The 19,661-nt window shown below is 57.4% G+C and carries 22 protein-coding genes; 11 read left to right on the top strand and 11 right to left on the bottom strand.

Going from position 1 to position 19,661, the window contains the following annotated elements; translation table 11 throughout:
• Window positions 1–96: 96 nt before the first annotated feature.
• The 5 genes from RLO149_RS04910 to rpiA form a co-directional block, all read right to left on the bottom strand.
• Entirely contained in the window at window positions 97–294 is a 198-nt protein-coding gene (locus RLO149_RS04910; protein WP_044025210.1) for a DUF2065 domain-containing protein, read from the bottom strand.
• Window positions 291–1,190: a protease modulator HflC gene (gene hflC, locus RLO149_RS04905; RefSeq protein WP_013960966.1), complete on the bottom strand. Its 900-nt coding sequence runs from the start codon at window positions 1,188–1,190 to the stop codon at window positions 291–293. The genes RLO149_RS04910 and hflC overlap by 4 nt, the downstream gene beginning before the upstream one ends.
• The gene (gene hflK / locus RLO149_RS04900; protein ID WP_013960965.1) at window positions 1,190–2,353 is read right to left on the bottom strand and encodes an FtsH protease activity modulator HflK; all 1,164 of its coding nucleotides are present in this window, start codon (window positions 2,351–2,353) and stop codon (window positions 1,190–1,192) included. The genes hflC and hflK overlap by 1 nt, the downstream gene beginning before the upstream one ends.
• Before the next feature lie 73 nt (window positions 2,354–2,426).
• A complete protein-coding gene (locus tag RLO149_RS04895; protein WP_013960964.1) occupies window positions 2,427–3,881 on the bottom strand; it encodes an FAD-dependent oxidoreductase in 1,455 nt (484 codons plus the stop codon).
• 102 nt (window positions 3,882–3,983) lie between these two features.
• Window positions 3,984–4,772, bottom strand: coding sequence for a ribose-5-phosphate isomerase RpiA (gene rpiA, locus RLO149_RS04890; RefSeq protein ID WP_013960963.1), 789 nt, complete (start codon window positions 4,770–4,772; stop codon window positions 3,984–3,986).
• A gap of 179 nt (window positions 4,773–4,951) precedes the next feature.
• On the opposite strand from rpiA, the gene RLO149_RS04885 reads away from it, so the two are divergent.
• Genes RLO149_RS04885 through RLO149_RS04875 form a run of 3 tightly spaced genes read left to right on the top strand, consistent with a single transcriptional unit; the run spans window position 4,952 to window position 8,021 of the window.
• Window positions 4,952–5,644, top strand: a complete 693-nt coding sequence (locus tag RLO149_RS04885) for a glutathione S-transferase family protein (RefSeq protein WP_013960962.1) — start codon at window positions 4,952–4,954, stop codon at window positions 5,642–5,644.
• Entirely contained in the window at window positions 5,645–7,021 is a 1,377-nt protein-coding gene (locus tag RLO149_RS04880; RefSeq protein ID WP_013960961.1) for an L-serine ammonia-lyase, read from the top strand. It begins immediately after the preceding gene.
• A 55-nt stretch (window positions 7,022–7,076) separates the two neighbouring features.
• Window positions 7,077–8,021: a DMT family transporter gene (locus tag RLO149_RS04875; RefSeq protein WP_013960960.1), complete on the top strand. Its 945-nt coding sequence runs from the start codon at window positions 7,077–7,079 to the stop codon at window positions 8,019–8,021.
• Here the strand turns inward: RLO149_RS04875 and RLO149_RS04870 are convergent.
• On the bottom strand, window positions 7,912–8,631 hold the full coding sequence (locus tag RLO149_RS04870; RefSeq protein ID WP_013960959.1) for a thiamine diphosphokinase: 720 nt from the start codon (window positions 8,629–8,631) through the stop codon (window positions 7,912–7,914). The two genes, RLO149_RS04875 and RLO149_RS04870, sit on opposite strands and share 110 nt — an antisense overlap.
• A 138-nt stretch (window positions 8,632–8,769) precedes the next feature.
• Between RLO149_RS04870 and RLO149_RS04865 the strand changes: the two genes are divergently transcribed.
• On the top strand, window positions 8,770–10,101 hold the full coding sequence (locus RLO149_RS04865) for a hypothetical protein (protein ID WP_044025209.1): 1,332 nt from the start codon (window positions 8,770–8,772) through the stop codon (window positions 10,099–10,101).
• Window positions 10,102–10,448: 347 nt separating this feature from the next.
• Here RLO149_RS04865 and RLO149_RS04860 read toward each other — a convergent pair whose 3' ends face one another.
• Together RLO149_RS04860 and RLO149_RS04855 are read right to left on the bottom strand one after the other, a co-directional pair.
• The gene (locus RLO149_RS04860) at window positions 10,449–10,673 is read right to left on the bottom strand and encodes a DUF2842 domain-containing protein (RefSeq protein WP_013960958.1); all 225 of its coding nucleotides are present in this window, start codon (window positions 10,671–10,673) and stop codon (window positions 10,449–10,451) included.
• Window positions 10,674–10,684: 11 nt separating this feature from the next.
• A complete protein-coding gene (locus RLO149_RS04855) occupies window positions 10,685–11,980 on the bottom strand; it encodes an adenylosuccinate synthase (RefSeq protein ID WP_013960957.1) in 1,296 nt (431 codons plus the stop codon).
• A 175-nt stretch (window positions 11,981–12,155) separates the two neighbouring features.
• Between RLO149_RS04855 and RLO149_RS04850 the strand changes: the two genes are divergently transcribed.
• On the top strand, window positions 12,156–12,551 hold the full coding sequence (locus RLO149_RS04850; RefSeq protein ID WP_044025542.1) for a DUF6524 family protein: 396 nt from the start codon (window positions 12,156–12,158) through the stop codon (window positions 12,549–12,551).
• Window positions 12,552–12,601: 50 nt separating this feature from the next.
• On the opposite strand, the gene RLO149_RS04845 is transcribed toward RLO149_RS04850, so the two are convergent.
• The 3 genes from RLO149_RS04845 to nthA are packed head-to-tail and all read right to left on the bottom strand — an operon-like array spanning window position 12,602 to window position 14,216.
• Window positions 12,602–12,916 carry a nitrile hydratase accessory protein gene (locus RLO149_RS04845; protein ID WP_013960955.1) on the bottom strand — a complete coding sequence of 105 codons (315 nt, stop codon included), beginning with the start codon at window positions 12,914–12,916 and terminating at the stop codon, window positions 12,602–12,604.
• A complete protein-coding gene (gene nthB, locus RLO149_RS04840) occupies window positions 12,913–13,587 on the bottom strand; it encodes a nitrile hydratase subunit beta (RefSeq protein WP_013960954.1) in 675 nt (224 codons plus the stop codon). Before nthB ends, RLO149_RS04845 begins: the two co-directional genes overlap by 4 nt.
• Window positions 13,584–14,216, bottom strand: a complete 633-nt coding sequence (nthA, locus tag RLO149_RS04835; RefSeq protein WP_044025541.1) for a nitrile hydratase subunit alpha — start codon at window positions 14,214–14,216, stop codon at window positions 13,584–13,586. Before nthA ends, nthB begins: the two co-directional genes overlap by 4 nt.
• 285 nt (window positions 14,217–14,501) lie before the next feature.
• On the opposite strand from nthA, the gene secG reads away from it, so the two are divergent.
• From secG to RLO149_RS04805, 6 genes are all read left to right on the top strand, one after another.
• Window positions 14,502–14,867 (top strand): preprotein translocase subunit SecG, encoded by a 366-nt coding sequence (secG, locus tag RLO149_RS04830; protein ID WP_044025208.1) that lies wholly within the window; start codon window positions 14,502–14,504, stop codon window positions 14,865–14,867.
• A gap of 178 nt (window positions 14,868–15,045) precedes the next feature.
• Complete coding sequence (locus tag RLO149_RS04825) at window positions 15,046–16,689, top strand: CTP synthase (protein ID WP_013960951.1); 1,644 nt, start codon at window positions 15,046–15,048, stop codon at window positions 16,687–16,689.
• A gap of 203 nt (window positions 16,690–16,892) precedes the next feature.
• On the top strand, window positions 16,893–17,675 hold the full coding sequence (locus tag RLO149_RS04820) for a VPLPA-CTERM sorting domain-containing protein (RefSeq protein WP_013960950.1): 783 nt from the start codon (window positions 16,893–16,895) through the stop codon (window positions 17,673–17,675).
• Window positions 17,676–17,803: 128 nt separating this feature from the next.
• On the top strand, window positions 17,804–18,595 hold the full coding sequence (locus tag RLO149_RS04815; RefSeq protein WP_013960949.1) for a 23S rRNA (adenine(2030)-N(6))-methyltransferase RlmJ: 792 nt from the start codon (window positions 17,804–17,806) through the stop codon (window positions 18,593–18,595).
• A gap of 141 nt (window positions 18,596–18,736) precedes the next feature.
• The gene (locus RLO149_RS04810) at window positions 18,737–19,174 is read left to right on the top strand and encodes a tellurite resistance TerB family protein (RefSeq protein WP_013960948.1); all 438 of its coding nucleotides are present in this window, start codon (window positions 18,737–18,739) and stop codon (window positions 19,172–19,174) included.
• Between the two features lie 37 nt (window positions 19,175–19,211).
• A complete protein-coding gene (locus tag RLO149_RS04805; RefSeq protein WP_013960947.1) occupies window positions 19,212–19,652 on the top strand; it encodes a tellurite resistance TerB family protein in 441 nt (146 codons plus the stop codon).
• Window positions 19,653–19,661: the final 9 nt, after the last annotated feature.

Below are 19,661 nucleotides of genomic sequence, written 5' to 3'. Positions count from 1 at the left end.
GCGCTTAAAGCCAGTCTGCATGTAGCCATATAGGCCTGAAGGGATAGATGGGCCACCCTTGCGCGGTTTCAACTCCCTGTGAACGTGCAGGCGGTTTCAAACCCCGCCAAGCTGCCAGGCGGCCCAGACCAGAATAAGCCCGCTCACCGCGATCAGCCAGCCCATTTGCCGCACCGCCGTCTCCGGCAGGGAGCGCAGCATCTCAAGCATACGTTCAATAAGCGAAGGGGCCAGCGCATAGGCCAGCCCCTCGATAATCATAACCAACCCTAAGGCCAGAAGAAGCGTGCTCACCGGGTTTCGCCCTCGTCAGACCGCGATCCCTGATCGCTGCGCAGGTAGTTAAAGAACTCGCTGTCCGGGGACATGACGATGGATGAGTTGCCGCCTTGCAAAGACCGTTCATAGGCGGTCATCGACCGCGTGAACTCAAAGAACTCGGGGTCCGCACCGAAGGCGCTTGCAAAGATGGCGTTACGTTCCGCATCTGCCTGACCACGCACGATATCCGCTTCGCGTGTCGCCTCGGAAATCAGCTCGACGACTGTACGATCTGCCAAGGCGCGCACACGTTGGGCGGCTTCTTCACCGCGCGCAATCTCGTCCGCAGCTTCGCGTTCCCGCTCCGCCCGCATCCGCGCAAAGGTCGCGTCAAGGTTTTGTTCCGGCAGGTTCGTCTGCTTGAGACGCACGTCAACAACCTCAAGACCAAGCGGCAGGGCACGCTGGCGTGCCTGAGACGTGATCCGGGCCATCAACTCTGCGCGATCCGCAGAGAGAATGGTGTTGGATGTCACCCCGTCAGAACCCAGAACCGCACGGATTGCCGGGTTCAGGATACCTTCCAGACGGTCTTCAGCGGCCCGCATGCCACCGACACCCACAGCCTGTCGAAACTGCACAACGTCAGAAATCCGGTAGCGTGCAAAGGCGTCGACGACCAGACGACGATCATCCGATGGCGTAACTTCGACAATGTCGGTATCGAGCGACAGCGTTCGGTCGTCATAGCGCACGACCTCTTGGATGAACGGGATCTTGAACGCGAGGCCCGGATCTTCCTTGACCGATTTGATCTGGCCGAATTGCAGCACAAGCGCTTTTTCACGTTCGTCCACAATGAAAACGGAACTCAGCACGCCTACAACCGCGATCACCCCGATCGGGATCAGAAATTTAGTTGCTTTCATCAGTTTGTTCCTCCAGTCGGACGGCGCAATTCATTGAGCGGCAGATAGGGCACGACGCCTTGTCCACCTTCTCCACCAAGACCACTTTCAAGAATGATCTTGTCGACGCCGCCAAATACACGTTCCATGGTCTCCAGATAGAGACGTTTGCGCGTCACATCAGGTGCCTTGACGTATTCCTCAAGAACAGATGTGAAGCGTGCCGCCTCACCCTGTGCTTCGTTGACCTGCTGTGCGCGATAGGCTTCAGCCTGTTCCAACCGGCTTGCAGCTTCACCGCGTGCGCCCGCTGTGACCCGGTTCGCATATGCATCAGCCTGACGTTCCAGACGGTCACGCTCCTGCTCAGCCGCCTGCACTTCGCGGAAGCTGTCGATCACTTCGCGCGGCGGGTCGGCCTTGTCGAGGTTGAGACGAATGATGTTCACACCACTGTCATAACCGTTGAGCGTCGACTGGATCAGTTGCAGCGCTTCATCGGCAACCACCTGACGATCCCGGTTAAGGATCGGCGCAAGTTCGTTACGCGCAATCACTTCGCGCATCGCTGATTCAGACACCGCACGAATTGTTTCCTGTGGCTCAGCAAGGTTGAAGAGGTATTTGGCCGGATCACTGATGTTCCAAACCACCTGAAAATCGATGTCGATGATGTTCTCATCCGTCGTCAGCATCAGACCACTGTCCGTGCGCGCACCGATGTCTTCGGTTTGTTCGCGCGTCACAGGAAGGACTTCTGCCGTAACAAGTGGCCATGGCGCAAAGTTCAGACCCGAGTTTCCTGTGGCCGAGTATTCGCCGAGAAACAATTCAACCGATTGTTCTTCGGGAGCGACCGTGTAGAGGCTCGCCATCAGCCACGCACCAAAGGCTGCCAGAGCGGCCAGCCCGATTGTGCCACGCGTCAGCGCGGGTCCACCGCTGCCACCGCCACCGGTGCCACCGCCGTTACCATTGCCGCCTTTGCCGCCCATGAGGACGCGCAGACGTTCTTGACCCTTTTTGACCAGTTCATCTATCTCAGGAATTTGCGGCCCTTCGCCGCCGGGACCGCGCGGACCGCCGCCGCCCGACCCACGATTTCCACCGCCCGAACCGCCGTTCGGTTTATCATTGCCCGAATTTCCGCCGCCCCCCCAGGGGCCGCCATTGTTGCCAGCCATTAAGTTCTTTCCCTTCTAAACCGCATAACGTCACGATCAAACCAAGTCATAGGTACGTTGCCCTGCACGGAATTCAAGCCGTGCGCATGGGAGAACGCATCGTCACGATCTCTTCCGACATTGTGGGGTGGACCGCAACCGTTCGGTCAAAGTCTTCTTTCGTTGCACCCATCTTGATGGCGATGCCCGCCAGTTGGATCATTTCACCCGCATTTGGGGCTACAATATGACATCCAAGGACCTTTCGCGTCTTTATCGACACAATGAGTTTCATCAACACGCGGTCCGGTTTTCCGGCAAACGCAGTCTGCATTGGCCGAAACGATGTGCAATAAATTTCAACCGGTTCCTGTTCGCGGGCCGCTTCCTCGCCCAGACCGACCGTGCCCATTTCCGGTTGGGTGAAAATTGCGCTCGGGATCAGGTCGTGATCCACAGCCGTCGGATTGCCTTTGAAGACAGTTTCGACAAAGGCCATGCCCTCACGGATCGCGACCGGCGTCAGGTTGACGCGGTCGGTGACATCCCCGATCGCATAGATGGAGGGCACCCCGGTCTGGCTGTAGGCGTCAACTTCGATCTGCCCACGCCGACCCAGTTTCACGCCAAGCGCTTCAAGCCCCATGTCTTTGGTGTTCGGGTCCCGCCCTGTCGCGAAGAGAACCACATCAAAGACCCCTTCGGTGCCGCTGGTGGATTTCACCCAGACCGGGCCTTTTGTCGCAGCGCTGCTGTGCATTTGTGCAAGTTCTGCGCGATCCTGCGCCGTCCCGCCCATGGCGCCGCCTTCGGACATGCTGTCATGCTCTCCCGCAGGGGCCATCTCAAGAATGTTCGTGCCTACCTTGAGGTCGACGCCGCGTTCGCGCATTTGCTCCGCGACAAGGCCACGGGCCTCATCATCAAAGCCGCGCAATATCTGCGCACCCCGGTAGTATTGCGTGACCTTGACCCCCAACCCGTTCAGGATCCCGGCGAATTCGCAGGCGATGTAGCCCCCGCCAACGATCAGTACCGATTTGGGCAGGGTCTCCAGATGGAAAATATCATCGGACACAATGCCAAGATGGGCATTGGGCATATCTGGTCGCACGGGATGACCGCCGGTTGCTACCAGAATATGTTTGGCGGATTTGGTTTGCCCGTCTGACAATGTCACCTCATGCGGGCCGGACACTGTGGCGCGTGCATCAAATGTCTCAACACCTGATTCCGACAACAGCCTGCGATAGACCTGCTCAAGGCGGTCCAGTTCTGCGTTCAGCTTGGTTTTGAACCCCGGCCAATCAAAGCTGCCTTTTTGCATGTCCCAGCCATAGGCCTGCGCTTCATCCGGCATGCCCGCATATTCCGAGGCGAATACCATCAGCTTTTTGGGCACGCAGCCGCGGATCACGCAGGTTCCGCCGTATCTGTCTTCTTCTGCCAGAGCCACCCGCGCGCCTGCTTCGCTGGCCGCCACGCGCGCCGCTCTGACGCCCCCTGAGCCGCCACCAATCACGAAAAGATCATAGTCAAAGTCAGTCATGCGAAGGGTCTTTCTCTTTTGTGTATTCTGGTGGCCCTAGCCAAAGACCACTTTGGATGCGCTCGCCCGTGCATAGGTCAGGTCAGACAGGCGCTGGTCTGATCAATCGCTCAGATCGCTGAACAGATTGTCACTTTCGGCAAAAACCATGCGTTCGCTTGCAACCGTTCCATCATTGATGTCGCGCACCTCGACCTTTCCGTCCCCAAAACCCAGAACGACCGTGTCGCAGATATCAATGAACAGACCGTTCTCAACCACACCCGGCAGCTGATTGAGCGTCATCGCAAGTTGCCGCGCATCGCCGATCCGCTTGAGATGCAGATCAATGATGTGGTTGCCTTCGTCCGTCACGAAAGGTTTGTCGCCATCCATCCGCAGGCTGCTGTCGCGCCCCAGAACGTCCATGGAGACGAGGGTTTCATCAACCAGCGCATGGGTCGTTTGCAATCCAAAGGGGATCACCTCGATCGGCAGCGGGAAGGCGCCCAGCGTCTCAACCTCTTTGCCCACATCGGCAATCACGATCATGCGATCAGAAGACGTCGCCACGACCTTTTCATGCAGCAAGGCACCGCCACCGCCTTTGATCAGATTAAACGCGCCATCGAATTCATCCGCACCATCAATCGTCAGATCCAGCCGCTTGGCCGCATCGAGTGTGATCACATCAATACCGACCTCACGGGCCAGTTCCGCAGTGCGCGTAGATGTCGGAACCCCTGTAATATGCAGCCCTTCGTCGCGCACCCGCTCCCCCAGACAGCGCACAAGCCAGGCCGCCGTTGACCCGGTGCCCAGCCCCACCCGCATACCATTTTCTACGAATTGTGCGGCCCGTTTGGCGCAGACAAATTTTGCCTTGTCGATCGGCGAGAGTTCTGAAGACATCGATGGCTCCTTGCGCGGCTTCAGGGGCCTTATAAGAAACATGCAGCCAAGGTGCGAGAGCGATTCTTGCATCCCCACCGAATAGTGAGGTGCAGCACCGCTTTGGTTATGTGCGTTTTCCTCTTGAGGAGGTCGCTTTTCCTGAAGTCCTTTGCCTTCGAATCCGCTATGGAATGGCTATGAGCACAGCGCGCTACATTCTTCACTATGCCCCGGATAACGCCTCTTTGGTGATCCGTCTGGCGTTGGAAGAACTGCGCCTTGATTACACCACGCAACTGGTGGATCGCCAAAATTCGGCGCAACACAGCCCGGCCTATCGCGCCCTGAACCCGAACCAGTTGATCCCGGTGCTGGAAACGCCGCAGGGCCCGATCTTTGAAACCGCTGCCATATTGCTGTGGCTGTCCGATACACACGGGCATCTTGGCCCGGGCGCTGATGATCCGCAAAGAGCGGAACTGCTGAAATGGTTGTTCTTTTTGTCCAATACCCTGCATCCTGCGTTGCGCATGCTGTTTTATCCCGGCGCTTATATTGGACGCGACGTGGATCATGTGTCGCAGCTCACGCAGATGACGCAGTCCAACATCCTGCGCCTGCTGGGCCTCATCGATCAGCGATGGGCAGATGATCGCCCTGGCATTTTGCTGGACCTTTATCTGGGCCCCATGATGCGCTGGCTGGCGCTTTATCCGACGCAGAGCGACAGAACATGGTTTGACCTCACGGCCTTTGACGCGATACACGCAGCGCTGCGCAACCTTGAACAACGCCCGTCAGTTGAGACCGCACAACAGGCCGAGGGACTTGGCCGCGATCCGTTTACGTCCCCTCGCCATCCAAACCCGCCAGAAGGAAGTGCCACTTAGATGTTTTTATCTGTCTTTGATATGTTCAAGGTCGGTATCGGCCCCTCATCCTCACATACGATGGGGCCCATGGTCGCTGCGGCGCGGTTTCTGGAGATGATGCGCGCGTCCCCCTTCGAATTTCACGGGATACGCGTGTCGCTGCATGGCTCACTTGCCTTCACGGGTGTAGGTCATGCCACGGACCGGGCCACCATTCTGGGCCTCGCGGGGTTTGTCCCCGACACTTATGACGCCGAGAAGGCCGAAGCGGCACTGGCCGAGATAAAAGCCACAAAAACCCTGAACGTTGAGGGCCTGCAACCCCTGCGGTTTGACCCTGCAACCGATCTGATTTTCGACTATGAGACCCCGCTCAGCGGGCACGCAAACGGTATGATGATCCGCGCCACAGATGCCCAAGGCGATGTCACCCTGCGCGAGGTTTTCTATTCTATCGGCGGTGGATTTGTGATGACCGAAGCGGAGCTTTCCGCGGGCAAAGACACCGATGAAACCGGCCCGCCCATTCCCTACCCGTTCAAATCTGCCGCCCAGATGCTTGAGATGTCGACCGCCTCCGGCAAGAACATTGCCGAGATGAAACGCGCAAATGAAATTGCCCGTGGCTGTCCGACCAGCCTCGCAGAAGGCACCAAGCGGCTTTGGCAGGTGATGGATGATTGCATCACGCGTGGGTTGACGACCGATGGTATTCTGCCCGGCGGCCTGCAGGTCAAACGCCGCGCCAAAGGCATCCATGACGCGCTTTTGGCCGAACGGGGCATGAACCTCAACGCGCCCCACACGATCAACGACTGGATGAGCGTCTACGCGATGGCCGTCAACGAGGAAAACGCGGCCGGTGGTCAGGTGGTCACGGCCCCCACAAATGGTGCTGCGGGCGTACTGCCTGCCACCTTGCGCTATTATCTGGATCATGTCCCCGGCGCATCAGAGTCCCACATCGAGGACTTTCTGCTGACGGCTGCAGCCATTGGCGGCTTGGTCAAGTTCAACGCCTCGATTTCAGGCGCTGAGGCAGGGTGTCAGGCCGAGGTCGGCTCTGCCGCAGCCATGGCCGCTGCGGGCCTGTGCGCTGTAATGGGCGGCACCCCCGCACAGGTGGAAAATGCCGCCGAAATCGCGTTGGAACACCACCTTGGCATGACCTGCGATCCCGTCAAGGGTCTGGTGCAAGTCCCCTGCATTGAGCGCAATGGCCTTGGCGCGATCAAAGCCGTGTCGGCAGCATCCCTCGCCTTGCGCGGCGATGGTACGCATCTTGTCCCGCTGGACGCCTGTATCGAAACCATGCGTCAGACCGGCATCGATATGTCAGAAAAATACAAGGAAACGTCGCTCGGCGGATTGGCTGTAAATGTGCCGAACTGCTAAGTGCGCAAAACAACCTCTGCTTGCAATGCTGACCAGATCGCTTTAGGCTCCAACAATGACAATTGACCGGCCCTTTCTTGGCATCATGCTGATGCTGGGATTTTGCGTGCTTGCGCCTGTCGGCGATGCGATAGCGAAAATCCTCGGACAAACTGTGCCAATCGGCCAGCTGGTTTTGGTGCGTTTTGCGGTGCAGGCTTTGTTGCTGATCCCGTTGGTCTGGCTCACACGGCGACGCTGGCGCATGAGCAAACGGGTGACTTGGCTGACATTCGTGCGCACCATTCTTCATATTATAGGTATCGGCGCCATGGTTACCGCGTTGAAATACCTGCCACTTGCAGATGCTGTTGCGATCGCTTTTGTGATGCCGTTCATCATGCTGGTGCTGGGTAAATACGCGTTGAACGAAGAAGTCGGTGCGCGCCGTATCATTGCCTGCGCGGTCGGTTTTCTGGGCACCTTGCTTGTGGTGCAGCCCAGCTTTGCCCAAGTTGGCTGGCCTGCCCTGTTGCCCGTAGGCGTGGCGATCAATTTTGCCCTTTTCATGCTGGTCACCCGCCAGATCGCAAAGGAAACCGATCCAATCAGCCTGCAGGCGGTCAGCGGCGTGATGGCAGTGTTTGTGATTCTCCCGGTTCTTTTGATCTTTCAAAACAGCGGTTTTTTACAGCTTCAGATTGTGCATGTGTCGTCCTATGACTGGACCTTGCTGCTGAGCATCGGCCTATTGGGCACGGTCGCGCATCTGTTAATGACGTGGTCGCTGCGTTTTGCGCCCTCCGCCACGCTCGCGCCGATGCAGTATCTGGAAATTCCCTTTGCGACGATCATCGGGTTCATGGTGTTTGGTGATTTTCCAAATCCGATGGCAAGCGTCGGTATTGTGATTACGATTGCGGCGGGTCTCTATGTGGTACTGCGAGAGCGGGCCATCGCTTTGTCGCTGACAGCCCGAGCAACGCCTGCACAACCGGCTGAAGGAACGCGCGCGGCATGATGCACAGCATCACCGGGGCATCCGTTTCAATCGAAAACGGTCCGGTTGTACGATTTGATGTCCCTGCCTGCAAACCGGGCGCGAAGTCGATACCGTCAATCGGCCAGAACAGCCCCTTGGACCGCCCCCGCACCGGCCCCATCGGAAACAGGGATACCCGTGTTCCTGCTGGGGTTGGCACATTGAACGCGGGTGGGCACAGGAATACGATGTCGGTTGCGCCCAACAGGACGATATGTCGGTCTGCCCGTCGTATTATCGTATGCAACGCCGCCAGCGCGTGATCAATCTGCCCCCCGCAAAATCCGACGGCAACCACCAACGGCGCAGAAACATGCCGTAGCGCCTTATCGAAATCGGTGCTGTCCTGCTCCGCGATATGATGAAACCGCTCCGCTGCGATGCGCGCACGCGCGCGGTCCGAGATCGAGTCCATATCCCCGATGACCGCGGCCACATCGATACCAGCCTCCAAGGCCAGATGCGCACCACTGTCGGCAGCAACACATATCGGCGCCAGCGCCAGCGCGCTCGCGACATCATCCACTGTCGCCTCGCCCCCGCCAATCAGGGTTAACGGTTTAGTCGTTTCTACAATTGTATACGTCATGAAAGTTTATGGTTCATTAGGGACACACGCCACAATATTGCCATGATCTGGCACGATTAATAACACTGTCTGATGCTCCTTGGGGCTTAGCTAAAATGTTAGACACCTTGTTACCAAAACGCACGGGACGCGCATGAGATGACGAATGACAGCAAGGTCCTTACGGTATCCTATGGTACATTTTCCTGTACTTTAGAAGGGTTTGACGACGCCCTTGGCACGATGAAGGACATCGCTGAATTCTTTCGCGACCTTGCGGCAGAGGACAGGTTCTTCGGGGCAGAGCCGCCGCAACCAGATGCAGAGGCGTTGGCGCATAAGATCCAGCAAACCCGGGCCCAGCGCATTGAGGCTGATAGTTTTGATGGCCAAATCATGCTTAAAGCGCATGATCCAACCGCAGTCGCTGCACAGGAGTCCGTGCTCAGGACAACGAACGCAGAACAATCAGCCCTAGACAGCGCAGCGGCTTTTTTCGCAAAACCAGTGACTACGCCCGCAATCGTTCAGGATGACATGGAAGCGGAAATGACGGCTCAGGCTTTCAAGACCGTGGCATCGTTGGCAGGTGTGCGCCCGGCATCTGAAACGTCGTTTTTGACAAAACAAAACGTTCCCGGCCAGACCACCAAATCAGCCGGTAGCTCTTTTGAGAAACGTGAACGTCTGCGCGCGGCGGTGTCACGACAAGAAATGCAGGCGCAGGATGTCGGATACGATGAAGACGCCGAAGCACCCAGCGAAGTTCTGGGTTTTGACGGGTTGAAAGCGCTGCGCAATGCGGAGGCACGCAGCCAAAGCAATGTGATCTCCAACGCTGCTCAAGACATCGCGGGCGCGCTTCAAGAAGATGCTGAACATGAGGATAGCGCGCGCAAGACTGTTGCAGAGGACGTTGACACAGACGACATTGATGCGGTCCTGCGCGCTCTTGAAGCGGGCAATAACGCAAATGCTGACGATCAGGTATCTGGTCTGACTGGGGAAACATACGACAGCAAACCGCAGCAGCGGGATGAAGCAGCAGACCCTGAACCGTACATGTCGCAGACCCAAGCCAAGCCTGTCGATGTGCCAATCTCCGGATCAGGTGCCGCGCGCAAAGATGCATCCCAAATCAAACAAGACGCAGAAGACGACCTGTCACGCTTGATGGCGGAGGCGGATCACCAGATGGAACAACCAGATGGTCAAACGCGACGCAGCGTTTTTTCACAATTGCGCGCCGCCGTTGCCGCACGCCGTAACGATCAGTCACTTGAAAACGAGACCGCAAAACGCGCCAAAGACGTACAAGCCTACCGCGGCGACCTTGCAGATGTCGTACAACCGCGCCGCGCTGTATCCGCCGGGGAAAGCTCCGAGCGCCATTCAGGTGCCCGCCCCGCCCCGCTGAGGCTCGTGGCAGAACAACGGGTAGATCACCGTGTGCGAGAGACCACCGCTCTGCGCCGCACGGACGACACGTAGAAGGAAAGTACCAAAGCTGGCAAGGGCAGCGTTTTCGCCACCCGTGCGGCCGCGCATGGGGCACAAACCTTGCCAAAATTACAGGAAGCCGCAGTTGCATATGTCAGCCTTGTCGAAGGACGGGCAAAACTCTCGTTGCAGCAGCTTATGTCGCGCAGAAGACAAGTCTTTAAAGGGGGTTTCAGCCGTGAGGATGGCCTGCGGTACTTTGATCACTTGCTGCGCGCAGACAAGATAACAAACGTCAAAGGCGGCTGGTTTACTGCCTCTGACTAAAACAGATAGCCACCGGACCGACACGCAACAGTTTAACGCGATCCAAACGAGCTGCGCGCCGAAAGGGTCGTTCAGCCTTCGGGTTGATCCGGGTCTGCCTGACCGACGCCTTTGAAAATAAATTTGAACGGCAAGGCCCAGAACACCCCAAGAACCACATATACCAACAATTCGACCCAGAGCGAGGGGCGATCAAGCCAGTTAATCACGGTAATGCAGGACACAATATAGACCGGCAGCCCGATCAAAAGGATCAGCAGTGCAAGGCGGCGTCTGGCTTTGTAACTCAGCGACATGGGGTTCCTTATCAATCGGCGAACGGATCCGTGACGAGGATGGTGTCTTCCCGCTCCGGCGAGGTAGAAAGTAGGGCGACGGGGCAGTCAATCAACTCTTCAACGCGGCGCACATATTTGATGGCGTTGGCAGGCAAATCCGCCCAACTGCGCGCGCCTTCGGTGGATTCCGACCACCCCGGCACTTCTTCGTAAATGGGACGGCAGCGCGCCTGATGATCCGCTGCGGTCGGCAAGTAATCCATGCGCTTGCCATCCAGTTCATATCCAACACAGATCTTGAGCGTCTCGAAGCCGTCCAGAACATCAAGCTTGGTCAGGGCAATCCCGTTGACGCCGGATGTCGCACAGGTCTGGCGCACCAGCACGGCATCGAACCAGCCGCAGCGACGTTTGCGCCCCGTCACCGTGCCAAACTCATGCCCACGCTCGCCAAGCCGCTGGCCATCGGCATCGTCGAGTTCTGCCGGAAAGGGGCCTTCACCCACCCGCGTTGTATAGGCTTTGACGATCCCGAGCACATAATCGATCGCGCCGGGGCCTACACCGACACCGGTCGCCGCCTGACCTGCAATCACGTTTGATGAGGTTACAAAGGGATAGGTGCCAAAGTCGATATCCAAAAGCGCGCCCTGTGCGCCCTCAAACAGAATACGCTTGCCCGCGCGCCGCTTTTCGTTGAGCACCTTCCACACGGGGGCTGCGTACTTGAGGATGTGGGGTGCGATCTCGATCAGTTGCGCAACCAGCGCGTCCCGGTCCACCGGCTCAATCCCGAGGCCTTTGCGCAGCGGATCATGGTGTTGCAGCGCACGATCCACCCGCGCTTCGAGCGTGGCAGTATCGGCCAGATCCGCGACCCGGACCGAGCGGCGACCGACCTTATCCTCATAGGCGGGGCCAATACCCCGGCCCGTCGTACCGATCTTGGTGCCTTTGCTCGCGGCTTCCTCGCGCGCACGGTCCAATTCGCCATGAATGGGCAGGATCAGCGGTGTGTTTTCGGCGATCATCAAGGTCTCGGGAGAAATATCGACGCCCTGCCCGCGGATAATGTCGATTTCCTTGGTCAGATGCCAAGGGTCCAGCACAACGCCGTTGCCAATAACAGACAGTTTGCCGCCCCGCACCACGCCGGAGGGTAACGCGTTCAGCTTGTAGACTTTGCCATCAATGACCAGCGTATGTCCGGCATTGTGACCGCCCTGAAAGCGCGCGATCACATCCGCGCGTTCAGACAGCCAGTCGACAATCTTGCCTTTTCCTTCGTCGCCCCACTGAGCGCCCACAACGACGACGTTTGCCATATCTGGTCCTTTTGTATTCGGATGAAACCCGCGCCGGTATAGCGAGGCATGCGCCGGGGCGAAACCTCAAAATGTACGCCGCTCGATTGACGCAGCACCTTGGAAGGGTAATAGACATTCCCGGGCCGCAAGGATCGCTTTCGGCGCAGTGCAGCAACCGGACGGAATGAAAGACATGGGTATACTAACACGTTGGATGGGCGCGTTCGTGCTCTTGGCGGCCACCTTCAATCCAACCCAGTACAACTATATCACGTGGCTTCAGACATATGGTGCGCAAAACCTGTCGATTGCCGTCCTTGTGGGTCTTGTTCTGGCCGTCGCATATATCATTTTCCTGCGCGCAACGCTGCGATCCATCGGCCCCCTGGGCATGGGCCTTATCCTTGGGATATTCGCAGCCGCGGTCTGGGTCCTGCATGACTTTGGCGTTTTGGCGCTGGATAATCAGAACCTGAATGTCTGGCTGGCGCTCTTTGCCTTGTCTGCCGTTTTGGGCATCGGTCTGGGGTGGAGCCATGTGCGGCGCGCTCTGTCCGGTCAAACAGATGTGGACGACATTGACGACTAACCATCGGCAAATGCGCGCGTTCGACAGACCCGCGCGCTTCGGCCGTTCAGTTATTCTGTCAAGTGAACAGGCTGACCATGCGGTGTGTTCAGATAGGCCGTTTCCCAAGCTGCTTTGATCGCGGCAATGTCGGATGTTTCTGCCATGCCCTTGGACACCAGTGTGTTTTCCAGTGTTTCGAGCCAAGCCAGAAAATAGTCGTCACCGCCATCCAGTTCTTTACTCAACCCGTGGCGCTTGAGTGTACGCGAAAAAGCCGCCGCCCAATCGGACCAAGGCAAATGGCCCGTTTCGTTCAAACGCACAGTGACGGCGAAAACCTGCGCGTGCCAAGGTTCTGAAAACACAGGTTCCGGTGGTGTCATGTGTCCGCCACCAGATAGCTTTGCCACAGGTCCAGCACGACTTCATCGTCGGGATGCTCGGGATGCGCCCAGAGTTCGGCAGCACGAAAGGCGACCGCATAAAGCGGTTCCGGCGCTTCGCCAAGGTGATGCGCGGCACTGTCAGGCAAAACATGCGTGCCGTGAAAACGGACGATGCGTCCCCGCATACCCGCCGCATAGCGCGGCAGGCGCGTGTGGCCCCCATCGACAAGGCAGTTCGCCGCAATCTTGCGCGTTTTGACGGTGTCGCCGACACTGAAAAGCTGTGGCACCTGCGACGGTCGGTCTGCTGGACCGCCACGGGCAAGCACGCTGTCCACGTGTTCGGCGCGCAACGCACGCTCTGCCAGTGGGCTCGGCGCCGGATCTGCGGCGGCGTACTCACGCGCATCCACTACCCCGGTTTCAACCAGCAGGTCTGCCAGCCCGGCCATCCATTTTTCGTAATAACTAAAGCGCGCATAATCCGTGGGTGACAATTTTTCGCGCGCATGACGCGAGATATCGATGTTCCACTGCCCCAGAACGCCAGAGGCAAGGGTCACTGCCAAAGCGCGCGCGTGCCAGTCCTCTTTGAACTTCACGCTCTCGTTTTCCGGTATCACGGCACCATCGCCATACCGCCCCCCCATGTCGTGCGGCCGGGTCATGTCGTGCGCGCCTCGGGGCTGTGCACAAGGCCCGTGCCGATCATGCTGTCGCGGGTTACAAGGTCCATCAAGGCTTCTTCATCCCAGTCGTCCGTGCCCTTGGGGCGTTGCGGAATGACCAGATACCGGACTTCGGCGGTGCTGTCCCAGACCCGCACTGCCCTGTCGGCGGGCAATGCGACCCCAAAGTCGGCCAGTACCTTGCGCGGCTCGCGCACAGCGCGGGCGCGATACGCATCTGATTTGTACCATGTCGGCGGAATGCCCAGCAAGGGCCACGGATAACAGCTGCACAAGGTACACACGACCATGTTGTGAACCGTGTCCGTGTTTTCAACGGCCACCATGTGTTCGCCCTGACGGCCATAATACCCCAGTTCGGACACGACCTTTGTCGCATCTTTTAGCAAAGCGGCGCGAAAGGCAGGCTCCAGCCACGCCTTTGCCACCACATGCGCGCCGTTACGCGGGCCGATCTTGTTTTCATAGGTATCGATAATCGCATCCAACGCCAGCGGATCGACCAGACCTTTCTTGGTCAGCAGCGTTTCCAGCGCTTTGATGCGCAGTACAGGGTCGCCGGGCAGCAACGAGTGCGGGTGATTGTGGTCATCATGGTCATGCGGCATGATACAAAGATGCGTCCAAGCGGGCATGTTTGTCCAGCCGCTTTGGAACGGAAATTTTCAACAAGACAGATCCGTCTGCCACCGAAAGCACTGAGGCACATGGGTTTGCATGCCAATAGCAACGCCGAAATACACGAGGATCGCACCCCATTTCACACCCGCAATTCACGCCGCAGGCAGTCGTATTTCATCAAAGCCCGTAACGTCGGTTTGAATCCTCCCTTGCGGGTGGGGGCAAACTTGCCTAGATACGCCCAAAGTTGCTCTGAACCATACAGGTCCTTCATGGAAAACGTCGTCCTGATCATACACCTTATCCTCGCCTTGGGGCTGATAGCCGTCGTGTTGCTGCAGCGTTCCGAGGGAGGGGGCCTTGGCATGGGTGGCGGCGGTGGCGGTGCCATGACCGGTCGCGCCGCGGCGACAGCCTTGGGCAAGGTGACATGGGCGTTGGCGATCGCCTTTATCTGTACGTCGATGACACTGACGATATTTGCAGCCGAGAACGCATCGGGGTCTTCGGTGATTGACCGCCTCGGCGTCACACCACCCGCAGCGGATCGCAGCGACACACCCGGCGTGCCGGAAAGTGATCTGCTGTTGCCCCCATCCGCGGATGAGAACGCCCCCTTGGTTCCAACGCTGGAATAACAAAAACACTACAACACCTTGAGAGCTGTCAGGATTTTGCAACATCATATTGCGAGTGGCCTTGCCTTGCCGGTCCGAATCCTGCTAAACTTTACTCCCGTGGTGCTGCGACTTTTCGCAGTCGAAAAATCGCGAAACTGACACTATTTCGCGGCGACGCACGGGAGCAGCTCAAGCAATGGCACGATATATTTTCATCACCGGAGGTGTGGTTTCATCGCTTGGAAAAGGGCTGGCATCCGCCGCTCTGGGCGCTTTGCTGCAGGCGCGTGGTTTTTCCGTACGGTTGCGCAAGCTTGATCCCTATCTGAATGTCGATCCCGGAACGATGTCGCCCTTTGAACATGGCGAGGTCTTTGTGACCGATGATGGCGCGGAAACAGACCTTGATCTGGGCCACTACGAGCGTTTCACCGGCGTTGCGGCGCGCTCCACCGATTCCGTGTCCTCCGGCCGCATCTATTCCACCGTTCTGGAAAAGGAGCGGCGCGGCGATTACCTCGGCAAAACCATTCAGGTGATCCCGCATGTCACGAATGAGATCAAGGATTTCATTGGTATTGGCGATGACGAGGTCGACTTCATGCTCTGTGAAATCGGCGGGACGGTCGGCGACATCGAAGGCTTGCCGTTTTTCGAAGCGATCCGACAGTTCACCCACGATAAACCTCGCGGCCAATGCATCTTCATGCATCTGACGTTGTTGCCCTACCTGGCCGCGTCAGGCGAACTGAAGACCAAGCCGACGCAGCACTCGGTCAAAGAACTGCAATCTATCGGCATCGCGCCTGATATTTTGGTATGCCGCTCCGAACATCCGATCCCGGAGAAAGAACGCGAGAAAATTGCGCTGTTTTGTAATGTGCGCAAAGAATCTGTTGTGGCAGCCTATGATCTGAAAACCATCTACGACGCCCCTCTTGCCTATCACGAACAGGGGCTCGATCAGGCCGTTTTGGATGCGTTTGACATTTCCCCCGCGCCCAAACCCGACCTGACGGTCTGGCGGGATGTCTCGGATCGCGTGCATAATCCTGAGGGCGAAGTCAAAGTGGCGATCGTTGGTAAATATACGCAGCTCGAAGACGCGTATAAGTCCATCGCAGAGGCCTTGACCCATGGCGGTATGGCAAATCGCGTCAAAGTTACTGTTGAATGGGTGGACGCAGAAGTGTTCGACACCCAAGATGTCGCCCCGCACCTTGAGGGCTTTCACGCGATCCTCGTGCCCGGAGGTTTTGGCGAACGCGGAACCGAAGGCAAGATAAAAGCGGCCCAATATGCCCGCGAGCACAAGGTGCCCTACCTTGGTATTTGTCTCGGCATGCAGATGGCCGTGATCGAAGCGGCACGCAATGTGGCGAACATCAAAGCCGCCGGGTCCGAAGAATTTGACCATGAAGCGGGCAAAAAGCGGTTCGAACCTGTCGTCTATCACCTTAAGGAATGGGTACAGGGAAATGCCAAAGTGTCCCGCAAGGTTGGCGATGACAAGGGCGGGACCATGCGGCTCGGCGCGTATGATGCGACCCTGACCGCGGGCACGCGCGTGGCTGATATCTACCACACCTCCGCCATTGATGAGCGGCACCGTCACCGCTACGAGGTCGACATCAAGTATCGCGCGCAACTCGAAGACGCCGGTCTGGTGTTCTCCGGCATGTCCCCTGACGGGAAACTGCCCGAAATCATCGAATGGCCGAAGCACCCGTGGTTCATCGGCGTGCAATTTCACCCAGAATTGAAGTCGAAACCCTTTGATCCGCACCCCCTGTTCGCGGATTTCATCCGTGCCGCTAAGGAAAACAGCCGCCTCGTTTGATTCGAGTGGTTTTGCTGTGGGCAGTTCCCGTGTTGCGTGCGCGAATTACTACCTAGAGCCGCATTTTCTACACCCGCGCAATTAAGGCGATAGAAAAAGCAACTAAAATTGACCGCATTATCTTAATCGGCGCGTATTCGCTTGAAATTAACAGGGATTAACGAGATATTAATTGCACATTTACATTTTTAACGAGGTAACTCATGCTTAGAACGACAGTTGCAGCAGCGGCGCTGCTTTCATTCGGATCGGTTGCACATGCAACAACTATTACCGCGCAAGTATTTACTCCAACTGATTTTGCCAATCTTACGAACGGCGCTGTTGTTGAAGACTTCGAGCTTTCTAGCATTCTAACTGGCACGTTCGCGAACACCCAAGCGGTACGCGGTGTCGGTTCGGTTGAAGAGGGAGAGTTGTCAGGCGATTTGACAACGAAAGTTGGTACATTTGGATCACTGTGGACAGCGGGCGACCTGCTCGGTTCAGGCTCGACATGCAGCAGGTTCGACTTGGGCGCAGCAGACTGCAATGGGATAGCTCTTCAAAAGAGTCCCGACGATACAAACGGTCAAGGTAACATTGTCCCCGACAATGGCAATTTCGCTATCAATTCCAACGATACACAGGGCATAGTCTGGAACGCTGCGCTTGCAGGCGGAACGCTGTTTACAACTCTGGTGTTTGCAATTCAAGATGCTGCCGACGTGGGTGCCAAGACCCTGACGGTAGAACTGGGCGACGGAACAAAAGCTGTTTTCTCAGGGTCTTTGTTCGGGAATAACGATACGAACATCGTCAAAATCAGCTTCGACGCTGGCGTTGCTTCGGCGGAGGTGTCTATTGAAACGTCACGGAATGACGCGTTCACCGTCGACGGCGCAGCGATCAGCCCCGTTCCACTGCCAGCATCTTCGCTGCTGTTGATCGGTGGTATGGCTGCTCTGGCAGGCGTGGCACGTCGCCGGAAGAACAAAAAAGCCTGAACACAGCTTTAGGTCTTACAAAGAGCGCTCCGATGTTTCATCGGGGCGCTTTTTTCATGTCTTGGCCCCATACGTCATCCTGCCGCTTTCCTGTTGTGCAGGCGTGTCATTCATTCTAGCGATGTATCATGCTCAGCTACCAACATATCTACCATGCGGGCAATCTTGCCGATGTGCATAAACATGTGCTGCTGGCGTGGATTTTGTCTTACATGCTGCGCAAGGATAAACCGCTTTCCTATATCGAGACTCATGCGGGCCGCGGGCTTTACGACCTGCAGGACCCGGCGGCGCTGAAAACGGCTGAGGCAGCGCAGGGTATAGAGATAGCCCACGCCTTTTTCGACGATACACATCCTTTTGCGGCCGTCCTGACCAAAATCAGGCGAGATTTCGGGGCGTCGTTTTACCCCGGTTCCCCGCTGATCGCCGCATCCCTGCTCAGACCCGGCGACCGGATGCACTTTGCCGAACTTCACCCGGCCGAATTTGACGCGCTGGATTTCAACACGTCCTCCACCGGCGCGAAATGCTACCAGATGGATGGGTTTGAATTGGCCCATTCCATTTGTCCACCGACCCCGCGACGTGGCGCGATGCTGATCGACCCGAGCTACGAAATTAAGACCGATTACACCAAGATCCCGCAGCAAATCTCCAAATTGGGGAAATCCTGGAATGTTGGCGTCATCTGCCTATGGTACCCGATCCTGACAGTCAGCCAGCACATGGGCATGTTGCGATCCTTGCAACAGGATCATCCCTCCGCTTTGCGTCATGAGGTTCGTTTTCCGCCCGCGAAAAAGGGGCATGGCATGATCGGTTCGGGCATGTTCGTGATCAATCCACCCTACGGTCTGGCCCAAGAAATGGCCCGTCTCGGGGCGCATTTCGGACAGTCACACAGCCCTGCCAAGTAGTGCTTTGCAGCGCGCCATCCCCTCCGCACTGCGTAAAAACACGGATTGATCTGGTCACAGCAGTGTTATTAAACAATCGGACGGCTTATGCCCATGATGCCCGTGTATATCTGGTCGACCTCGCGTGAATTGAGATAAAAGATGTTTGAGCGATTGTTTCCCCGCCGAAAAGCCAAGGCGCCCCCCCTGCCGCAACCCAATGCACAGTTGGCGCTTGGCGCGCTGCTTGTGCGGGTTGCCTTTGCGGATCGACAATACAGAGCGTCCGAAGTAGGGCAAATCGACCGTATTCTAGCGGCGACCTTTGGTCTCAAACCGCTTGAGGCCGCAAAATTGCGCGCAACCTGCGAAGCGTTGGAGCGTGACGCCCCCGGCACACCGGAATTTGCGCGCATTCTGCGCGATGAGGTGCCTTACACCGACCGCCGCGCCCTCGCGCAAGCCATGTGGTCGGTTGCGCTGGCCGATGGGGAACGCGACGCCGATGAAGAAGTCATGCTTGAAAACATCGAAGAGGCATTGGGCCTGAGCGCGGATGATATCGCCGACGCGCGTAAAACAGCCCTGAATGACGATTGAGATTGGCACGCCCGAGAAAGGTATTTATATCACTCTCATGTTTGCTGATTTCCTGAAAAGACTGACCCAGTCTGACGCCGAAGACTTTCCCGATGAAGACGCACGTCTTGCATTGACCGCGTTGCTGGTGCGGATCGCTCGTTCCGACCATGACTACAGCACTGCGGAGCGTGAGCGCATCGACAGAATTAATGCGCGCAGGTACGGTCTTGGTCCGGGCGCGGTCAGCGCCCTGCGCGAAGAAGCCGAAGCGCTTGAAGCCGAGGCGCCCGATACGGTTCGCTTTACCCGCGCGATCAAAGATGCAGTCCCCTATGAGGACCGTCTGTCCGTCGTCAAAGCCCTGTGGGAAGTTGTGCTGGCGGATGGTGCTCGGGCACAGGAAGAAGACGCTCTGGTCCGCATGGTCACGAATTTTCTGGGCATCAGCGACCGCGACAGCGCGCTGGTCCGGCAGGACATAAACCCTCAGGCATGATTGCCAGTT

The organism is Roseobacter litoralis Och 149, assembly GCF_000154785.2.
Lineage (GTDB): Bacteria > Pseudomonadota > Alphaproteobacteria > Rhodobacterales > Rhodobacteraceae > Roseobacter > Roseobacter litoralis.
Note: the sequence above shows the minus strand (reverse complement) of the source record. Positions and strands in the feature narration are given on the sequence as shown.

Excerpts from the sequence above, each read along its gene's own strand:
- hflC (WP_013960966.1), bottom strand. The coding sequence starts at position 1,190 with ATGAAAGCAACTAAATTTCTGATCCCGATCGGGGTGATCGCGGTTGTA.
- hflK (WP_013960965.1), bottom strand. The coding sequence starts at position 2,353 with ATGGCTGGCAACAATGGCGGCCCCTGGGGGGGCGGCGGAAATTCGGGC.
- RLO149_RS04895 (WP_013960964.1), bottom strand. The coding sequence starts at position 3,881 with ATGACTGACTTTGACTATGATCTTTTCGTGATTGGTGGCGGCTCAGGG.
- rpiA (WP_013960963.1), bottom strand. The coding sequence starts at position 4,772 with ATGTCTTCAGAACTCTCGCCGATCGACAAGGCAAAATTTGTCTGCGCC.
- RLO149_RS04885 (WP_013960962.1), top strand. The coding sequence starts at position 4,952 with ATGAGCACAGCGCGCTACATTCTTCACTATGCCCCGGATAACGCCTCT.
- RLO149_RS04880 (WP_013960961.1), top strand. The coding sequence starts at position 5,645 with ATGTTTTTATCTGTCTTTGATATGTTCAAGGTCGGTATCGGCCCCTCA.
- RLO149_RS04875 (WP_013960960.1), top strand. The coding sequence starts at position 7,077 with ATGACAATTGACCGGCCCTTTCTTGGCATCATGCTGATGCTGGGATTT.
- RLO149_RS04870 (WP_013960959.1), bottom strand. The coding sequence starts at position 8,631 with ATGACGTATACAATTGTAGAAACGACTAAACCGTTAACCCTGATTGGC.
- RLO149_RS04865 (WP_044025209.1), top strand. The coding sequence starts at position 8,770 with ATGACGAATGACAGCAAGGTCCTTACGGTATCCTATGGTACATTTTCC.
- RLO149_RS04860 (WP_013960958.1), bottom strand. The coding sequence starts at position 10,673 with ATGTCGCTGAGTTACAAAGCCAGACGCCGCCTTGCACTGCTGATCCTT.
- RLO149_RS04855 (WP_013960957.1), bottom strand. The coding sequence starts at position 11,980 with ATGGCAAACGTCGTCGTTGTGGGCGCTCAGTGGGGCGACGAAGGAAAA.
- RLO149_RS04850 (WP_044025542.1), top strand. The coding sequence starts at position 12,156 with ATGGGTATACTAACACGTTGGATGGGCGCGTTCGTGCTCTTGGCGGCC.
- RLO149_RS04845 (WP_013960955.1), bottom strand. The coding sequence starts at position 12,916 with ATGACACCACCGGAACCTGTGTTTTCAGAACCTTGGCACGCGCAGGTT.
- nthB (WP_013960954.1), bottom strand. The coding sequence starts at position 13,587 with ATGACCCGGCCGCACGACATGGGGGGGCGGTATGGCGATGGTGCCGTG.
- nthA (WP_044025541.1), bottom strand. The coding sequence starts at position 14,216 with ATGCCGCATGACCATGATGACCACAATCACCCGCACTCGTTGCTGCCC.
- secG (WP_044025208.1), top strand. The coding sequence starts at position 14,502 with ATGGAAAACGTCGTCCTGATCATACACCTTATCCTCGCCTTGGGGCTG.
- RLO149_RS04825 (WP_013960951.1), top strand. The coding sequence starts at position 15,046 with ATGGCACGATATATTTTCATCACCGGAGGTGTGGTTTCATCGCTTGGA.
- RLO149_RS04820 (WP_013960950.1), top strand. The coding sequence starts at position 16,893 with ATGCTTAGAACGACAGTTGCAGCAGCGGCGCTGCTTTCATTCGGATCG.
- RLO149_RS04815 (WP_013960949.1), top strand. The coding sequence starts at position 17,804 with ATGCTCAGCTACCAACATATCTACCATGCGGGCAATCTTGCCGATGTG.
- RLO149_RS04810 (WP_013960948.1), top strand. The coding sequence starts at position 18,737 with ATGTTTGAGCGATTGTTTCCCCGCCGAAAAGCCAAGGCGCCCCCCCTG.
- RLO149_RS04805 (WP_013960947.1), top strand. The coding sequence starts at position 19,212 with ATGTTTGCTGATTTCCTGAAAAGACTGACCCAGTCTGACGCCGAAGAC.